Annotated in this window: 13 protein-coding genes and 2 pseudogenes; 3 read left to right on the forward strand and 12 right to left on the reverse strand. The window is 71.5% G+C overall.

Translation table 11 applies throughout. The features are described from left to right. Positions 1-1,318 precede the first annotated feature (1,318 nt). A complete protein-coding gene (locus IPN03_18130; GenBank protein ID MBK9375582.1) occupies positions 1,319-1,465 on the forward strand; it encodes a hypothetical protein in 147 nt (48 codons plus the stop codon). Positions 1,466-3,183: 1,718 nt separating this feature from the next. Next, the gene (locus IPN03_18135) at positions 3,184-3,363 is read left to right on the forward strand and encodes a hypothetical protein (protein MBK9375583.1); all 180 of its coding nucleotides are present in this window, start codon (positions 3,184-3,186) and stop codon (positions 3,361-3,363) included. Between the two features lie 143 nt (positions 3,364-3,506). Here the strand turns inward: IPN03_18135 and IPN03_18140 are convergent, their stop codons facing one another. From IPN03_18140 to IPN03_18190, 11 genes and pseudogenes are all read right to left on the reverse strand, one after another. After that, on the reverse strand, positions 3,507-4,640 hold the full coding sequence (locus IPN03_18140) for a glycosyltransferase family 2 protein (GenBank protein MBK9375584.1): 1,134 nt from the start codon (positions 4,638-4,640) through the stop codon (positions 3,507-3,509). A 62-nt stretch (positions 4,641-4,702) separates the two neighbouring features. Continuing rightward, positions 4,703-6,282: pseudogene (locus IPN03_18145) on the reverse strand (NAD(P)/FAD-dependent oxidoreductase). A 78-nt stretch (positions 6,283-6,360) separates the two neighbouring features. Then, positions 6,361-7,735: pseudogene (locus IPN03_18150) on the reverse strand (FAD-dependent oxidoreductase). Positions 7,736-7,807: 72 nt separating this feature from the next. Further along, a complete protein-coding gene (locus IPN03_18155; GenBank protein MBK9375585.1) occupies positions 7,808-8,788 on the reverse strand; it encodes a DUF808 domain-containing protein in 981 nt (326 codons plus the stop codon). 73 nt (positions 8,789-8,861) lie between these two features. Next, the gene (locus IPN03_18160; GenBank protein ID MBK9375586.1) at positions 8,862-9,434 is read right to left on the reverse strand and encodes a hypothetical protein; all 573 of its coding nucleotides are present in this window, start codon (positions 9,432-9,434) and stop codon (positions 8,862-8,864) included. Positions 9,435-9,448: 14 nt separating this feature from the next. After that, entirely contained in the window at positions 9,449-10,030 is a 582-nt protein-coding gene (locus tag IPN03_18165) for an outer membrane beta-barrel protein (protein ID MBK9375587.1), read from the reverse strand. Between the two features lie 83 nt (positions 10,031-10,113). Next, positions 10,114-10,584: a VOC family protein gene (locus tag IPN03_18170; GenBank protein ID MBK9375588.1), complete on the reverse strand. Its 471-nt coding sequence runs from the start codon at positions 10,582-10,584 to the stop codon at positions 10,114-10,116. A gap of 95 nt (positions 10,585-10,679) precedes the next feature. Further along, positions 10,680-11,045: a hypothetical protein gene (locus tag IPN03_18175; GenBank protein ID MBK9375589.1), complete on the reverse strand. Its 366-nt coding sequence runs from the start codon at positions 11,043-11,045 to the stop codon at positions 10,680-10,682. A 47-nt stretch (positions 11,046-11,092) separates the two neighbouring features. Further along, positions 11,093-12,076, reverse strand: coding sequence for a serine/threonine protein kinase (locus IPN03_18180; protein ID MBK9375590.1), 984 nt, complete (start codon positions 12,074-12,076; stop codon positions 11,093-11,095). Continuing rightward, positions 12,073-12,801 (reverse strand): sigma-70 family RNA polymerase sigma factor, encoded by a 729-nt coding sequence (locus IPN03_18185; GenBank protein ID MBK9375591.1) that lies wholly within the window; start codon positions 12,799-12,801, stop codon positions 12,073-12,075. Before IPN03_18185 ends, IPN03_18180 begins: the two co-directional genes overlap by 4 nt. Positions 12,802-12,820: 19 nt before the next feature. Beyond that, positions 12,821-13,081, reverse strand: a complete 261-nt coding sequence (locus tag IPN03_18190; GenBank protein MBK9375592.1) for a hypothetical protein — start codon at positions 13,079-13,081, stop codon at positions 12,821-12,823. 304 nt (positions 13,082-13,385) lie between these two features. On the opposite strand from IPN03_18190, the gene IPN03_18195 reads away from it, so the two are divergent. Further along, the gene (locus IPN03_18195; protein ID MBK9375593.1) at positions 13,386-14,543 is read left to right on the forward strand and encodes a histidinol-phosphate aminotransferase family protein; all 1,158 of its coding nucleotides are present in this window, start codon (positions 13,386-13,388) and stop codon (positions 14,541-14,543) included. 3 nt (positions 14,544-14,546) lie between these two features. Here IPN03_18195 and IPN03_18200 read toward each other — a convergent pair whose 3' ends face one another. Further along, positions 14,547-16,145, reverse strand: a complete 1,599-nt coding sequence (locus tag IPN03_18200; protein MBK9375594.1) for an amidohydrolase — start codon at positions 16,143-16,145, stop codon at positions 14,547-14,549. Positions 16,146-16,199 lie beyond the last annotated feature (54 nt).

Raw genomic sequence — 16,199 nt, forward strand, 5'->3', positions numbered from 1 at the left:
CGTCGGCGCGCAGCCAGGTCGCTCGAGCGCGCACGACACGAGGTCATCGCCTTCACCGACGACGGCTGCGTCCTGGAGCCAGGGTGGCTCCAGAGCGGTGGGCGCAGGTTCCTCCGCGCCGGCAGCATCGGCATGGTCGAGGATGGGTCTGCCACGAAACTTTTGACGCCTTCAGCCATCGACACCTACTATGCGACCTTCCACCGCAACACCACCTGGGGCCAGGACGATGATCATTAGAGCTGCCGAGCACGACCTCCAGCCGGACTACAGGGGGCGGCCGCGTGCGCCGCTACCGGATGGGCTTCTTCCACTTCTCGAACAGCAACCTGGCTCTCCGCCGCCTGTGCCCGCGACCTCGGCGGCTCCGACCTCCCGGCGATTAGATCCGAGGACGTGGAGAACGCTGCTGCGCCTCGCGCGCAGTGACTGGGTCGCCCTGAGGAGCACGGCGCCGTCGTGAGGCCACAAGGGCGCGGCGCTTTCGTTGCGGATTCGTCCCCCAGCTCTGGGGATGGGGTTTTCAGCTGCGCGTACCGGAAGACCGGCCTCGGGGTTCCACCTCTGCCGGGTACGGACGGACGACCACCAGATCAGCCCCGCGTACGAAACATAAACGGTTCCTTACCCGCCTGCATCTTCGTCACCGACTTCCATCTCTTTCCTTCTGGCTCCTCCTCCTCATTACTCCCGCGGCGGCCGCCAGACTCTGGCCCGCGGCGGGCGCAGCGGCGGCAATCGCCACCTGACGTTACCTCGGGCGCTCGCTCGCGGACGAGCGCCGGGCCAGGACTTCCGCCGGGGAGACAGCCGCGCTCGCCTTCCACCACTGGGTCGCCAGCATCCCCTTCAAGCCACGTCCGGCGTCCTGGGCAGCCTGCGGCACGGGCTGATCCTGCTGCCGGCCTCGATCTTCCCTGACCCTCGACGCCCTCGGGAGGCAGCCGAGAGAGGCGCTACTGCAGCTCCCGCGCGCAGCATGCGCCCCGCAGAAAGACATGGAGACCCGGACGTGAGCGGCGAGGACCGGTGAAGACGATCGGCTCCTTCTACGGCGCGACGGTCGACCGTGGGGACGGGAGACGAGGAAGTCGCGCGACTCCTCGCGGTGTACGACGCTGCTCTCTTCACCGCGAGGCACCGCACGCGGGCAGGGCACCTGTCGATCGGGCGGCCGCAGGCGTCCCGACTACGGCGCGCTCCCGCCGCTCACGGCGACCGTCTACCCCGGAACATCGCTACTCCGGCGGGACCTGACTGCATCGTTCCGCTTCGGCCGGGCGCTCGCCTCTACGACCGCAGGCTCCGATCGCTCGACGTGTCGTGCGACGACCTCGACCTCCTCCACGAGATCATCTACCTGGCGATCCCTCTCCCGCGTCTCCGAAACGCTCCGAACGCGACGGGCTCCACCGCGTCCACGCCTTCGGCCTCCGAGGCCGGAGGGATGCGGCGCTCTTCCTGATGCCTCCGGCGGCGGGGAAGACGACGCTCACGCTCGGCTCCCTGAAGCTCAGGGCTCCATTTCGACTCATCTCGGAAGACAGCCCGTTCGTCGACCGAAGGGCGCCGCGTCCACCTTCCGCTCCGGATCGGCATCCTCGGCACCCAGCCGCCTCCTCTCCCGGCAGAGACGTCACCTTCATCCGGAGGATGGAGTTCGAGCCAAGCACCTCGTCTCCCTGCCGCCTTGGGGGACTGCCTGGCCACCGGAAGCGTCCGCGCCGCGGTTCTCTTCATCGGGCGGCGAAGCCTCGGGGGGAGCTGCACGATCCGCGCTGTTGGGAAGTGGACGGGGTGGAAGCCGCTCGTCGAAGGGATGATCGTCGGGGTGGGCTCTACCAGGGCGTCGAGTTCCTCGCAGGACGTCGGTCCTGGATCTCCTGAGGCTGGCCGCCTGGGGCTCTCCCGCACGCGCCCCATGGGCGCTCCTGCGCCGCCCGACGTCCGTCGTGGAGCTCCGGAGGACGGAGCGGTCAACGTCGAAACCGTCGGGCGTTCCTGGCCGCGAAGGGCTTCGGCGCGAAGGCTCGGAGCCATCGCGGAGGATGATGCCGGGCGCCCCCGCCCCCGACCCCGACCCCGGCCCCTTTACGATCGCGGCACGCTGGTCCCTGGCCGGGCTTATCGCGTTCGCCGCGCCGCTGCGCCTCCGCCTCCTCAGGGTCACCCAGGTCGAGTGGTGGATTCCACGATCTACCGCTGAGGCCAGGGGAGGATCGCTTCAGGGCTCCATGAGGGCCCCTCCTCCGAAGGCACCGCGCGCCACTCCTCCCGTGGATCGGCGCGCTCTCCTACGGCGCCGGCCTCGACGAGGCCGGGCTCTCTACCGCGAACGTCGTCTTCTCGGTCGGCACGGTATGGCTGATGTTCAGGGCGGGAGCCTCCTCGCCCGGAAGGCGTGCCGGCCTCGTCTCGGGCCTGATGGCGGTCTCCTGGGAGTCGCTCTTCTTCGCAGCGGGTGCTCACGGAGACGCCGGCCCTCTTCTTCTGGGTGCTGTCGATCGTCGTTCATGCCGAGGCCGCCGTGCGGGCCGGACGGCCTGGCTGCCACTCCTCGGGCCGGCCGTCGCTTTCGCCTACTCGCGCACTTCCGCGCCGCCGCGACGTCTCCGCCCTCGCGCCCCACTTCGTCGTCGCGGGGACGTGGAGGCGGCTGAGGCAGAGGGGAGGTCCTCGCCTCGATCGCCCTCGGGCTCTGGGCTCCGCGTCGTACGCCGCCTTCTCCGCGCGAAGGTGGGGGCGCCGTTCGAGCTCTCCGGTCGTACCAGGTCAGCGCCTCGGCTCGATCGGGACCGCGCAGCTCGGCGTCTTCGCGCGATACCTCGACTACGTCCCGTCTTACCTCGGCAGCTTCCTCTTGCGCTTCTCCTCGCGCCCTCGCGTTCGCTCGGCGGCGCGCTGCTGTCCCTCGCAAGGGGCGCGATCCGCGATCGGCGCGCGCGGCTCCGCCGGGGAGTCCTCCTGGCGGGGCTCGTTCTCGTGCCGCTCGCCGTGCCGGGTTTCTTCGAGAGTTCCACCACCGTCTCGGGGTCCTCTGCCTCCCGGGCTCTTCCTCGTGCTCGGCGCTGCCGTAGCCAGGATCGAGGCCTGGGTGCGCGTACAGAGCGTTGCGGTCGCGCGCGCGTGCGTCGCCGCCGTCCTCGCCGTCGCCGCCACGCAGCAGCTCGCGACGGCGGACGCGTGGCTCCACGCGGAGGGACGTCGTACCTCTCGGTGAAGGACGCCGGGCTCTGGGTCGGCGAGCGGGCGGACACGGGAGCCGTCATCGTGACGACGTCCTGGCCCCAGGTGAACTTCTACGCCGAGCGCCCGGCCGCCGACGTGCCCGGCACGGCCAGGAGTTCGAGGCGCTGGTGCTGAGCAGGCGCGCGCCCTTCCTCGTCCTCTCCGACTACGAGCGGATGCCGGCTGGGTGGGCCCCTACCCGAGGCGAACGCCGCCCGGCTGCCCCTCGTCTTCGCCTCCGGGGACCTCAAGGGTACCGGACACGCGTCTACGACCTCTCACGGCTCACCGGCGATTCGGGCGGGCGCGAGCTCGGCCGTCTCGATACGCGCGCCGGGGAAGGGCTCCGGCCCCGCGCTCGCGGCGACGTGGTCGGCCTCCCGTGACGGGAACGGGCGCCCCGCGGAAAGCGCGTGCCGGGCGAGCCCGGCGCCGAACCCCAGCGCGCCGCAGAGGTAGTGGAGCCCGTGCAGGGGAATCGCGGCGACGAGGAAGGCCGGCCCGCGGAGCGTGACGAGGCGCCGGTAGAACGGGACGTTCGCCGCGAGAAGCGCCACGAGAGCGGGGGCGGCCAGGAGAAGACCGAGAAGCGGCCAGAAGGGGATGGCGACGAGCCCGGCGACGAGCGTCAGGGCGGCGGCGGTACTGACCCGGTGGCCGGGCCGCAGGTTCAGGTCGCGGGGAAGACGGCGCTCGGCCAGGATCAGCTCCGTCCACGGGAGGGCGCGGTCGCGCACGTCCGTCACGACCATGCCCCAGAGGCTCCAGCGCTTGAGGTGCTTCACCTGGAGGGACCGGTCGAGGCGGATGCGCCGGCCGGCCCGGACGAGCCGGGAGCCGAGCTCGATGTCCTCGACCGAGGGTCGGGCATAGCGCTCGTCGAAGCCTCCGCTCGCGCCGAGCACGCTCGTCCTGAGGGCGCCGCAGCCCGACCAGAACGACGACGCCTCCGGCTGACTCGTCTGGTGGACGTGGTGGTGGAGCAGGTTCCGGAAGACCGAGACGACGCCGGGGCCGCGGGAGCGGCGTCGTAGGAACCGAAGATGGCCGTCGAGCCGCGGATCCTGGTCGAAAGCCGCGGCCACACGGTCCATCAGGTCTGACGGCGCGACGACATCGGCGTCGAGGAAGAGCACGACCGCGCCGGCCGCCTCCCGGGCGCCCCGGTTCCGCGCGACCGCGGGCCCTTCGCCGCCGTTCGTGACGAGCACCCTCGCTCCCGCTGCGGCGGCGAGAGCCGTGCATCCGGGCGCCTCGCCGTCGACCACGACGATCACCTCGCCCGCCGGAGGCCGGCAGGAGGCCACGGAGGCGAGGCAGGCGCGGAAGCCCTCGTCAGCATGATGGGCGGGGATGACGACGCTGACGGCGGCGGCACTCACGCGCGGGTCCGGCAGAACACCCTCCGTCACGGCGGCAATGGTAGCCCGTTCGGCCGAAACCCGGGATCTGCGGCGAGGGGCCGGGGAGCGCCTCAGCCCTCCTCGGCCGCCCGCTCCTCGTGGTGGTCGCTCTCGGTGTTGATGTCCCAGACTCTCGCCTTGTCCGTCCGGCCCGCGAGGAGGTCGTCGACGGCGGTCATCGCCGTGAGCATCGAGTGGTCCTGGTTGTTGTAGCGATGCATACCGTTCCGGCCCAGGACCCAGAGGTTCGGAATGCCGTCGAGGAACGCGCGCAGGCGCGGAAGGCGGTCGTAGCTGCCGAGGTACGTCGGGTAGGCCTTCGGCATCCGGATGACGACGCCGTCCCTCACCTTCAGGGGGTCGACGATGCCGATCCGCTCCATCTCGGACACCGCGAGCGCGATCATTGCCGCGTCGTCGAGACGCCAGGCCTCGTCCCCGGCGTTGCAGAAGTACTCCAGCCCGATCCAGGCCTTGCTCGGTCGGCGACCATGCCGGGCCTCCAGTTGTTGAAGACCTGCATCCGGCCGACGAGGACGTCCGGCTCCTGGATGTAGATCCAGTTGTCCTGGATCAGGCCGCCCCCCTCCTCTTCGACCTCGAGCCGGTCGACGAGGAGCCCCACGGTAATGAAGTCCCGGTAGACGAGGCCGGCGGCGACCTCCGCTGCTTCGGGAGGCGCCGGCGGGTCGAGCGCCCGGACGAGGTGCCGTAGCGGCATCGTCGAGAGGACGACGCCGGCGGGGACCGTGTGGCGGCGCCCCTCTCCGTCGGTGTACGAGACCGACGAGAGCCGCTCGCCTTCGCGGGTCAGCCCGTCGACCCGGCAGCCGAGCCGGACCTCGCCGCCCCGCGCCTCGACCCGCCGCGCGACCTCCTCCCACAGCTGCCCCGGGCCGAGCCTGGGGTAGAGGAACCTCTCGATGAGCGAGGTCTCGACCGCCTTCTGCGAGAGGTCGCCGGCTGCGCCGCGCACCAGGACCTGCAGACGGTGGCGCACCGCCTTCGCGACCGAGAGGCCCCTGATCCTCTGTGCTCCCCACTCGGCGCTGATGCTCCCGCACGGGACCCCCCAGACCTTCTCGGTGTAGTCGCGAAAGAAAGTCCGGTAGAGCTCGCGCCCGAAACGGTTGACGAGGAAGTCCTCGAGGTTTCTCTCGGGCGCGACGGGCCGCACGACGGCCCGGAGGTAGCTGGCGCCGATCCGGACGGACCGGACGAGGCCGAGGTTGCGGAAGGTCGAGAGGCTCAGGCGGATCGGGTAGTCGAAAAAGCGCCGGCCGTGGTAGATCCGGGAGCGCCTCTCACGGAGGAGCATGACGAGATCGGCGTCGTCCGTCGCCGTTCGACCGTGCTCCTCCCCGATCGACCGTGCCGCTCCCTGGTAGGCGATCGCCGCTCCGGCTCCACCTCGCTCGAGCGGCAGGATCGAGAGCCACCAGTCCATCACCCGGTCGGACTTGGAGAAGAAGCGGTGGCCCCCGAGGTCGATCCGGTTGCCGTTGTGGGTGACGGTCCGGGCGATGCCGCCGACGAGCCCGCTCCTCTCGAGGACGACGGGCCGGACGTCGGAACGCGTCGCGAGCTCGTACGCCGCAGTGAGCCCGGCGGGCCCGGCACCCACGATGACGGCGGTACGTTGCTGGCTCATGGAGGTACGGGCTCGATGGGCCGCGGAGGTGGGCGGCGCGAGTGGCCGCCCGCCGTCGCGGGACACCGAGCGCGGATGCTACCGCGACGCGCCGTCGCCGAGCAGGTCGAGCATCGACTGGATGTCGGCGATCTTGTCGCGCGGGGCCCCGCGAAGGGCGCCGCGCGCGACCTCCACCTCGTCGAGACGCTTCCAGTCCGAGAAGGCGACGACCGGCACCCCGCGCCCGGAGAGTCGCGCGTTCATCTCCTCGCGCGGCGGCAGGTCGCGCGGGGCGGCCGTCCCGGCTCGCCAGTCGTCGAACATCCGGGCGACCACCTCCGCCGATCCCGTCCGGTGCGAGCCGATGAGGCCCTTCGCGCCGGTTCGCGCCCAGCCGACGACGTACTCGTTCGGGACGATCCGGCCCGTCGAAGGGTCGAAGACCCGCCCATCCCGGTTCGAGACGGTCCGCGCGGCATCGTCGAAGGGAACGCCGGGGATCTGGTCGGCGGCGAAGCCGACCGCAGTGAGGGCGAGCCCCGCCTCGAGGGATTCGGTCTCGCCGGTCGGCCGGGCGACGACCGTGCCGTCCGGGCCCGCCTCGAGACGGTTGCGTTCGAGCGTCAGCCCGGAGAGGCGGCCGGAGGCGTCGGCCACGAAGGCCGAGGGGGAGACGCAGAACCGCAGGTGCAGGATGCGCGCCTTGCCCGTCGGCCCGCGGACGGCGGCGTCCCGAAGGATGGCGAGGTTCTTCTGCCGCTGCGGCGAGCCGGCGACCTCCGCCTCGCTGGCGGGGTCGAGGACGAGCTCGGCCGGATCGACGCAGAGGTCCGTGTCGGCCAGCTCCGCCAGCTCGCCGAGCTCTTGCGGCGTGAAGGCGGCCTGTGCGGGCCCCCGCCGCCCGAGCAGCCAGATCTCGCGTACGCGGCTCGCCGCGAGCGCCTCCCGCACGGTGACGGGCATGTCCGTCGACGCCAGCTCCTCGGGTCAGGAGGAGGATCCGCGCCGCGTCGACGGCGACGTTGCCGTTGCCGATGATCGCGGCCCGCCCGGCATCCAGGCGGATCCGCGCCAGGCGGTAGTCGGGGTGCCCGTTGTACCAGCCGACGAAAACGGTCGCCGGCGTCGAGCCGGGAACGCCCTCGCCGGGAATTCCGAGCCGCCGGTCGGCCTCGTTTCCCGTCGCGTAGACGATCTGGTGGTAGTGGTCGCGCAGGTCCTCGACCTTGAGATCGCGACCGAGCCTCACGTTCCCGAGGAAACGGAAGGCCGGCCGTTCCGCCGTCCGCTCCAGGACCCGGGCGACGCTCTTGATCTTCGGGTGGTCGGGGGCCACGCCCCCCCGCACGAGGCCGTAGGGCGTCGGAAGGCGATCGAAGACGTCGACCTCGACGGCCACCTCCGTGCCTCGCAGCAGCGCCTCGGCGGCATAGAAGCCGGCCGGGCCGGAGCCGACGACGGCGACGCGCAGGGGAGAGGGTCTTCCTGCGGTAAGGCTCATGGCGACGGGGGCAGGCTATCCCACGCCGGGGCCTTTGGTGCGTCAGGTCTTCCTGCGGAACAGGCGGGCTCCCGCCTTCACGACGCCGACCGCCAGGCCTCCGGCGACGACCCCGACGAGGGCCCCGACGAGGGCCGGGCCCAGCGCAGCCACCAGGCCGCCGCCGGCCGCGAGCCCTTCGGCGAAGTGGTGGAGGGGCGGGATGCCGTGGACGAGGATTCCGCCGCCGACGAGGAACATCGCTGCGGTGCCGGCGATCGACAGGACCCGCATCAGGACGGGCGCGGCCTTGAGGATCCCGCCGCCCAAGGCCCTGCGCAGCCGCGCGTTCGCCGACGTGCCCTCGCTCCGGCTCAGGTGGATACCGAGGTCGTCGAGCTTCACGATGGCGGCGACGAGGCCGTAGACGCCGACGGTCATCGCGATGGCGACCCCGGCGAGCACGCCGAGGCGCGTCACGAAGGGCGCTGCGGCCACCGTGCCGAGCGTGATCGCGACGATCTCGGCCGAGAGGACGAAGTCGGTCCTCACCGCTCCCTTGATCTTCTCCTTCTCGACCTTCGCGAGGTCGACGTCCGGGCGAAGGAGGGCGGCGGTCAGCTCGGCGTGGTGGGCCTCGTCCTCGCCCTTCCCGTGCAGGAGCTTGTGGGCGACCTTCTCGAAACCCTCGAAACAGAGGAACAGCCCGCCGATCATCAGCAGCGGCGTGACCGCCCACGGCGCGACCGCGCTGATGGCGAGCGCGGCCGGCACGAGGATCAGCTTGTTGACCATCGAGCCCTTGAAGACGGCCCAGACGACCGGCAGCTCGCGGTCCGCGCGCACGCCCGTCACCTGCTCGGCGTTGAGCGCGAGGTCGTCCCCGAGAACGCCGGCCGTCTTCTTCGCGGCGGCCTGCGAGAGGACGGCGACGTCGTCCGCGACCACCGAGGCCTTCTTCGCGGCGACCTTGGTCAGGATCGCGACGTCGTCGAGGACGGTGGCGATGTCGTCCAGGAGGGCAAGGAAGCCGGAAGCGGGCATGGACGCGGGATGCTAGCAGGCCGCCAGTCGCGAGGGCATGCCCTCGCGACGGGATTGACGGCCGCGCGCTTCGTCAGTCCGACAGGACCTTCAGCTTCCCGGTCTCCCCCTCGACGGCGACGTGGAAGACCTCCTTGTAGTCGTCGCCGGAGTAGGAGACGTGCCAGAGGGTCGTTCCGGGCTTCACCGCGCTCGCGACGATCCCGAGCGTCACCTTCGCCCCCTTCGCGCGGTGTGCGGCGCCCCCCGCCTCGTCGGCCATCTGCACGAGCTTCTTCGAGTCGAAGAGCGTCTCCGGCTTCACGGGGATGCCGCGCCCTCCGGTTCCGTCCATCTCGAAGGTCGTCAGGACGCCGTCGTTGACGCTCATCATGTTCATCTTCCCGGCGGACTTCGACGACCACTTCAGGTTCCAGGCCGTCGAGCGTCCTTCCGTGTCCACCGGGCCCGTGGAGAGATTGCCGAAGCCGAAGAGCTCGGCGTCGGCCTGCCACTTCACTGCGGCGGCCTTCGCCTTGTCGTACGCCGTCTTCGCGTCGACCGCGACGGACTTGCCGGCGCCTTTCGGCTGGGCTGCGGCCGGGATCGCAGCAGCAAGGAGGAGAGCGGCGAGCGTGGGGAGGACGAGTGGTCGTCGATTCGACATTCGGGTGACCTCCGTCAGAAGAGCTTGAAGTTCAGGCCGATCGTGCCCGCCCAGAAGTCGCCGTTGTAGTCGGCCACGGCGCTCTCGAAGGCCTCGTCGACGCTGTCCGCATTGAGGAAGACGTAACGGACGTCGCCGTTCAGCGAGATGGTCTTGCTGAGGTTGATGTCCACCCCGGCGCCGGCGTGCGCGGACCACTTCGAGTCCGTCACCTCGCCGATCCCGACGTCTTTCCCGTTCACCTTCAGGCTGCTGTAGGTGCCCCCGCCGAGGAGGTAGAGCCCGACCTTCGGGAGCTTGATCAGGTAGAGCATCCCGGAGACCTGGAACGGGACGTTCTCGATGTCGACCGAGCCGAGCTGGCCGAGGTCGTAGGTGTCGCTGTAGTACGACGCCCGGGCTTCGGCCCCGATGATCCAGAAGAGGTGGAAGCGCGCCTGCGCGCCGCCGACGAAGCTGTTCCCGTTGCCCCCGTCCGTTCCGACGACACCTCCGTGAAGGCCGAGATCCATCCCGAAACCGTCAGCTGCGGCGGGGGAAGCCGCGAGGGCGAACGCGAGGAGCGCGAGGGCCGGAAGGGCCATGGACTTTTTCATGAACGCAGGTCTCCTTCTACCGGAAGTGCCCTAAGCTAACATGGGCCGGCTGCGGGAAGCACCGCGGTCGACCCGCGAATCGCTCAGCAGCCCTTCATCATCTCCGCCATCCGCTTCTGCATCTCCTCGGGGGAGACGTCCTCGACGTGGGTGGCGAACGCCCACTGGTGGCCGAAGGGGTCCGTGACCTTGGCGAAGCGATCGCCCCAGAACTCGTCTTTCGGCTCCTGGGTCGCCGCGCAGCCGGCTTCGACGGCCCGCTTGAACGCCGCGTCGCAGTCCTCGACGTAGAGCATCATCGTGCAGGTCGTCCCACCCCTCGAGATCGGGCCGAGCTGGCCCCAGTCGGGGAACTCGTCCGAAACCATCACGATCGAGCTGCCGATCTTCACCTCGGCGTGCATCACCATGTCGCCCGGTCCCGGCATCCGGAAGAGCTCCTCGGCGCCGAGCGCCTTGTTCCAGAGCTCGATCGCCGCCGCGGCGCCCTTGACGCAGAGGTAGGGGGTGACGCTGCCATACCCCTCGGGAATCGGGTTCACCTTTCCAGCCATCGTCGTCTCCTTTCGTTCCGCCCCGGAAGGGGCACTCTTCCCGGCCACGGGCTCTCCCCGCGGACGGTGTTCTCCCGATGTGTCGTTCCGACGTACTACGTCAGACGGCCCTCCGGGTTTCCTACCGGGCCGCCCTTTCCGTACCGCGCCGTCACGTATCCGGTGACGAGACCGACCAGTGCGCCGGGAAGCATCAGCTCGAAGTAGTACTTGCCCATCTGCGCGGCCACGAGGTAGGCGAAGAAGCCGCTCACCAGGACGCCGAAGACGATCGTCGCCGGAATCGAGGCGACCTTCTTCGAGAAGAAACCGATGAGGAGACCTGCGACGAGCCCCTTGAACGTCGACCCCATCACGATCCCGAGGATGTCCTTGCGGACCTCGGGCGTGAACCACGCCGTGAGCCCGTCGAGAACGCCGAGCCCTCCTCCCAGAAGCAGCCCCAGAAGCACCTTGTTCATCGTCGATCTCCCTTCATCCCACCTGTTCAACGGCCTCGCCGTTTTCATTAACGCCCGGTCACGAGGAGGATCGCGGCCCGCGCCGCGAGGTAGGCCGCCACGAGGAGGAGCGCCACGCGGTGCCGGCCGGCAAACCGCGCGGCTCTCTCCCAGAACCTCTCGCGATAGGCCGTGACCGGTTCTCCGTCCAGGAGGCGGGTCACGTCCGCGGCGAGAGACGGAACGTCGGGGTACCTCTCGTCCTGCCGGGCGGCCGTCGCCCGGGCGACGATCGCCGCGAGGCGGCGGCTCGTGGGAACCGCCTCCCCGACGAGTGCGGCGAGCAGCGCGCCGAGGGCGAAGACGTCGGCGCGGTGGTCGACCCCGCCTTCACCCCGGGCCTGCTCCGGGGCCATGAAGCCGGGCGTCCCGAGGACCGACCCGGCGGCGGTCCCCGCCGCGGGAGGGGCCTTCTCCACCGCCTCGCCTGCCGGCTCCGCCCCTCTGCGGCTGGGGCGTTCCAGGCCCGCATCCGAGATCACGCGCGCGATCCCCCAGTCGAGGACGAGGACCTCTCCGAACGGCCCGACCATGACGTTCTCGGGCTTGAGGTCGCGGTGGACGACGCCGCGCGCGTGGGCGAAGGCGACCGGCTCGCAGACGCGCAGGAAGAGCCGGAGTCTCTCGGGGAGAGTCGCGAGGCGCGCCGCGGCCACGTCGAGCCGTTCGCCGCGAACGATCTTCATCGCGTAGAAGGGGCGCCCGTCGGGGAGGCTCCCGACGTCGTGGACCGGGACGATCCCGGGGTGCTCGAGCCGCGCCAGGACGCGGGCCTCGAGCCGGAGGCGGGCGGCGAGATCCCCGGAATCGTCGGGAAGGTCGAGGACCTTCACCGCGACGCTCCGCGCCAGGTCGGGGTCCTCGGCCTCCCAGACGCTCCCCATCCCTCCGCGGCCGATCTCCCGGAGGAGGAGGAATCGGGTCCCCGAAAGATCTGGGGCTCGAAGCGCCCGGGCGAGGCGCCCGACGTCCACCCCCGCCAGCGGCCTCACGGCCCGTCCACCCCGAGGAGGGCCCGCGCCTCGAGCCGGAACTCCTCGTCGCTCCCCGTCATCTCGCCCAGGAGGCCGAGGACGATCTTGCGGAGCTCGCGCCGCGCCAGCGAGAGGCCGTTCGTGACGTCGGAGACGGAGACGCCGAAGCGCTGGGCGAGGGCGGCATAGGGGGGAGGAGGCTCTCCCTCCGCCCCCAGGTCGTAGATCTCGAAGAGGCGCGCCGCGATCCCCTTGCCCCGCCCGGCGAGGGCGATCTCGAGCCGCGCGAGGCCGAGCTCGAGGACGCTCCGCGCCCACTCCTTCTCGAACTCGCGCTCGGGCGACTCCCCGGGAGCGGCCAGCGCGTGCTCCAGCTCCTCGCGGGCCCCCTCGAAATCGAGGGACAGGAGAGGCACCCCGCCCCCCCGCTTCAGCCGCCCCGCCGCCTTCTCCGCGTTGGCGACGAGGCCGTCGACGCAGACCCGGAGGTACGTGCGGAGCTTCGCCTTCGACGGATCGAAGCGGGCGAGGAGGTCGCGCTCGAGGAGCTCGGCGAAGAACTCCTGCGTCAGGTCGGCGGCTTCCTCGTGCTCCTTCCCCCACTTCCGGCGCACGTGCCGGTAGACCGGTCGCCAGTAGGCGGCGACGAGCGTCTCGAGCGCGCGCCGGCGCTCCCCGGCGTCCGCGCTTCGCGCCGCCTCGACGACCGAGGCCCGCGTCGGCGGGAAGAAGCCTGCGCTCATCCCTTCGGACGGAGCCTCTTCAGGACCTGCACCTGCCCGCAGTGGTAGAGGTCGTGCGCCGCCACGCCCCGCACGAGGTGGAGCGCCTTCGCACGGGCTGAGCCCGAGAGCCCGGGAGCGTCCGGGCGACGGCGGCGACGAGCGCGCCGTGCTCGGCGGCGAGGAGGGCGAGATCGGCCTTCCACGCGGCCTCGTCGGGCTCGCCCTCCGGGCGCCGGAACCAGTTGCTCCCCTCGAGGGCGAAGGACCCTCGCTTCTCCCCGGTCAGCTTCCGCCTCACCGCGTACTTCCAGTAGGCGGCGTGAAGGGCCAGCTCCCAGGCGTTCGGCCGCCCCTCTCCCGGGGCGCCACGCCGCCTCGCCCGCCGTCATCCCGCGGAACGAGCCGCGCAGGTTCGTGCCGTGCCACGACTTCCTCTCGAACGCCTCGGCCAGGAGGTCGATGAGCAGGGACGTCTCGGGATCGCGCGGGGTTCGCGCCATCGGGCCACCTCTCGAACGGGAATAAAGCGGGAGTTTAGGCCCCCTTTCCGTGCGTGACAGGGAGCCGTCCTCCGGGGCATCGTCCGCCCGACGGAGGCCCACATGCCGACTCCCCTGGACCGCCGACGGTTCCTCGCCCGCTCCGCAGCCTCGGCCGCCGCGCTTCTCGCGGTGCGCGAAGGGCTCGCGCAGTCGCTGGCCGTACCGGCTCCCGACGCCGCCCCGGCCGCTCCGGCCTCCTCCGCCGGTGGTCTGGTGCGCCTCGGCCAGAACGAGAACCCGTGGGGCCCGTCGGAGGCCGCCCGGCGGGCCGCGGTGGACGCCGTCTCCTCTGGGAACCGCTACGTCCAGGGAGTCCCGGAGTTCGAGAGAAAGCTGGCTGCGCGCGAGGGGCTTGCTCCAGAGCAGGTCGTCCTCGGCTCAGGCTCCCACGCCCTCCTCTGCATGGCCGCCGCCGCCTGGGGCTCGGCCGGCGCCGAGGTCGTCACCGCCGACCCGACCTACCCCGGCCTCGGGCTCTACGCGGAGGCCCTCGGCGGAAAGGTCGTCCGCGTTCCGCACGACCCCGCGTTCCGGACCGACCTCGCCGCGATGGAGGCGCGCGTCGGGCCGGCGACGCGCCTCGTCTACGTCTGCAACCCCGCGAACCCGACGGGTACCGTCGTCGATCCCGCCGCGCTGCGCTCCTTCTGCGAGCGGGTGTCGGCGAAGGCGGTCGTCGTCGTCGACGAGGCCTACCGCGACTACCCCGACGCCGCGCGGTTCGCCTCGATGCTCCCGCTCGTGAAGAGGGGGCTCCCCGTCGTCGTGACGTACACGTTCTCGAAGCTCCACGGCCTCGCGGGGCTCCGCGTCGGCACTGCGATGACGACTCCCGCCCTCGCCGGCGCGCTCCGGAAGGTGCGGATGGGGGGCGCGCCGCTCGCCGTCTCCAACGTCGCCGTCGCGGCCGCGTCGGCGAGCCTCGACGACACGGCGTTCCTCGAGTCGTGCCGCCGCCGCACCGTCGCCGGGCGCGAGGCGCTCGCGGCATTCCTGCGCGAGGAGGGGCTCCCGACGCCGCCGTCGGAGACGAACTTCGTCTTCGTCCCGATGGCCTCGGGCGCCCCGGAGCTCGCGCGCGCCCTGGAGGCGCGCGGCATCCGCGTCTCCGCCCGCGACCCGAAGCTCGGCCTGCGGGTCACCGTCGGGACGGAGGAGGACATGGCCCGCTTCCGCGTCGCGTTCCGCGAGGCGCGGGCGGCGCTCGCTTCCGCCTGACTGCTACAGCCCCCCGTCGAACGCGACCTTGCCGCCGACGATCGTCGCGAGGACGCGCGTCGAAGGGATCTCCGCGTCCGGAATCGTCGAGAGGTCCTTCGAGAGGACGACGACGTCGGCGAGCTTGCCGGGCGTCAGCGTTCCCTTGAGGTCCTCCTCGAATCCGGCGTATGCATTCGCGACGGTGTAGGAGCGAAGGGCCTCCAGCCGCGTCATCCGCTGCTCGGGAAAGAAGGCCGGCCCCTTCGCCGGCTGGCGCGTCACGGAAGCGTGGATGGAGGCGATCGGGTCGACGTCCTCGACGGGGGCGTCGGTCCCGTTCCCGATCCGCGCGCCGGCGTCGAGGACCCGGCGCCAGGCGTAGGCCCCTTCCCTCGCGCGCTTCTCGCCGAGGCGGGCGGCGACGAACGGGGCGTCGGACGGGCAGTGGATCCCCTGCATCATCGCGAGGACCGGGAGCCTGGCGAAGCGGGGAACGTCGGCCGGGTCGAGGTGCTGCGCGTGCTCGATCCGGAAGCGCAGGTCCTTCTTCGGGTGGCGCGCGAGGACGCGCTCGTAGACGTCGAGGACCTCCCGGTTCGCCCGGTCGCCGATCGCGTGGACGCCCAGCTGGAAGCCGTTCGTCACGGCGATCTCGGCCGTCCGCTCGAGGTCCTTCATGGCGTAGGTGTTCAGCCCGGTGCTCCCCGGCGCGTCGGCGTAGGGCGCCAGGAGCCACGCCCCGCGCGAGCCGAGGGCCCCGTCGGCGAGCCGCTTGATGGCCCTCACCGTGAGGTGGTTCCGTCCCGCGCCGACGACCCTCGCCTTCGCGGCGCTCTTCTCGAGCTCCTCGTTCGAGGCGGAGAGCATCGCGTAGACGCGGATGCCGAGCGTCCCCGCCTCGGCCCGCTGCCGATACCGCTCGACGACGTCGAAGGAGACCCCCGCGTCGTGGAGGGTCGTGACCCCCTTGCGGAGGCACTCCTCGACGGCGAGGTCGATCCGCCGGTCGAGGTCGGCGGTCACCTCGGCCGGAGTCCTTTTCGCGAGGTCGGCCTTCAGCGCCGCGTCGACGAGGTCCTCCGCGGTTTCCCGCAGGAGGCCCGTCGGCTCGCCCGAGGCGTCCTTCAGGATGTCGCCTCCCGCGGGCGGCTTCGTGTCGCGGCCGACGCCGCCGCGCACGAGCGCCGCGGCGTTCACGAAGGCCGCGTGCCCGCTGGCGTGAGAGAGAAGGACCGGGTTCGACGGGGAGGCCGCGCTGAGACTGGCGTGGAGCGGAAACCCCTCGACGTTCGGCTCGGGGGGCGAGCTCCACTCCTTCTGGTGCCAGCCGCGCCCCAGGATCCACTCGCCGGGGCGGGCCTTCTTCACGGCCGCGGCGACGCGTGAGACGACCTCGTCCCAGCTCTTCGCACCCCTCAGGTCGAGGGCGATCCGGGCGTCGCCGATCCCGGCGAGGTGCGCGTGCCCGTCGATGAAGCCGGGGCTGGCGGTCCTTCCGGCGAGGTCGATCACGCGCGTCGCGTCGCCTCGGAGTCTCTCTATTGCGGCATCGGTGCCGACGGCGACGATCCGGTCCCCGGAAACGGCGATCGCCGTCGCCTCCGGCCGGGCGGCGTCCATCGTCACGACCTTTCCGTTCTTCAGGATCAGGTCCGCGGGCCTCTCCGCCGACAC

Source organism: Holophagales bacterium (assembly GCA_016719485.1).
Classification (GTDB): Bacteria; Acidobacteriota; Thermoanaerobaculia; order UBA5066; family UBA5066; genus UBA5066.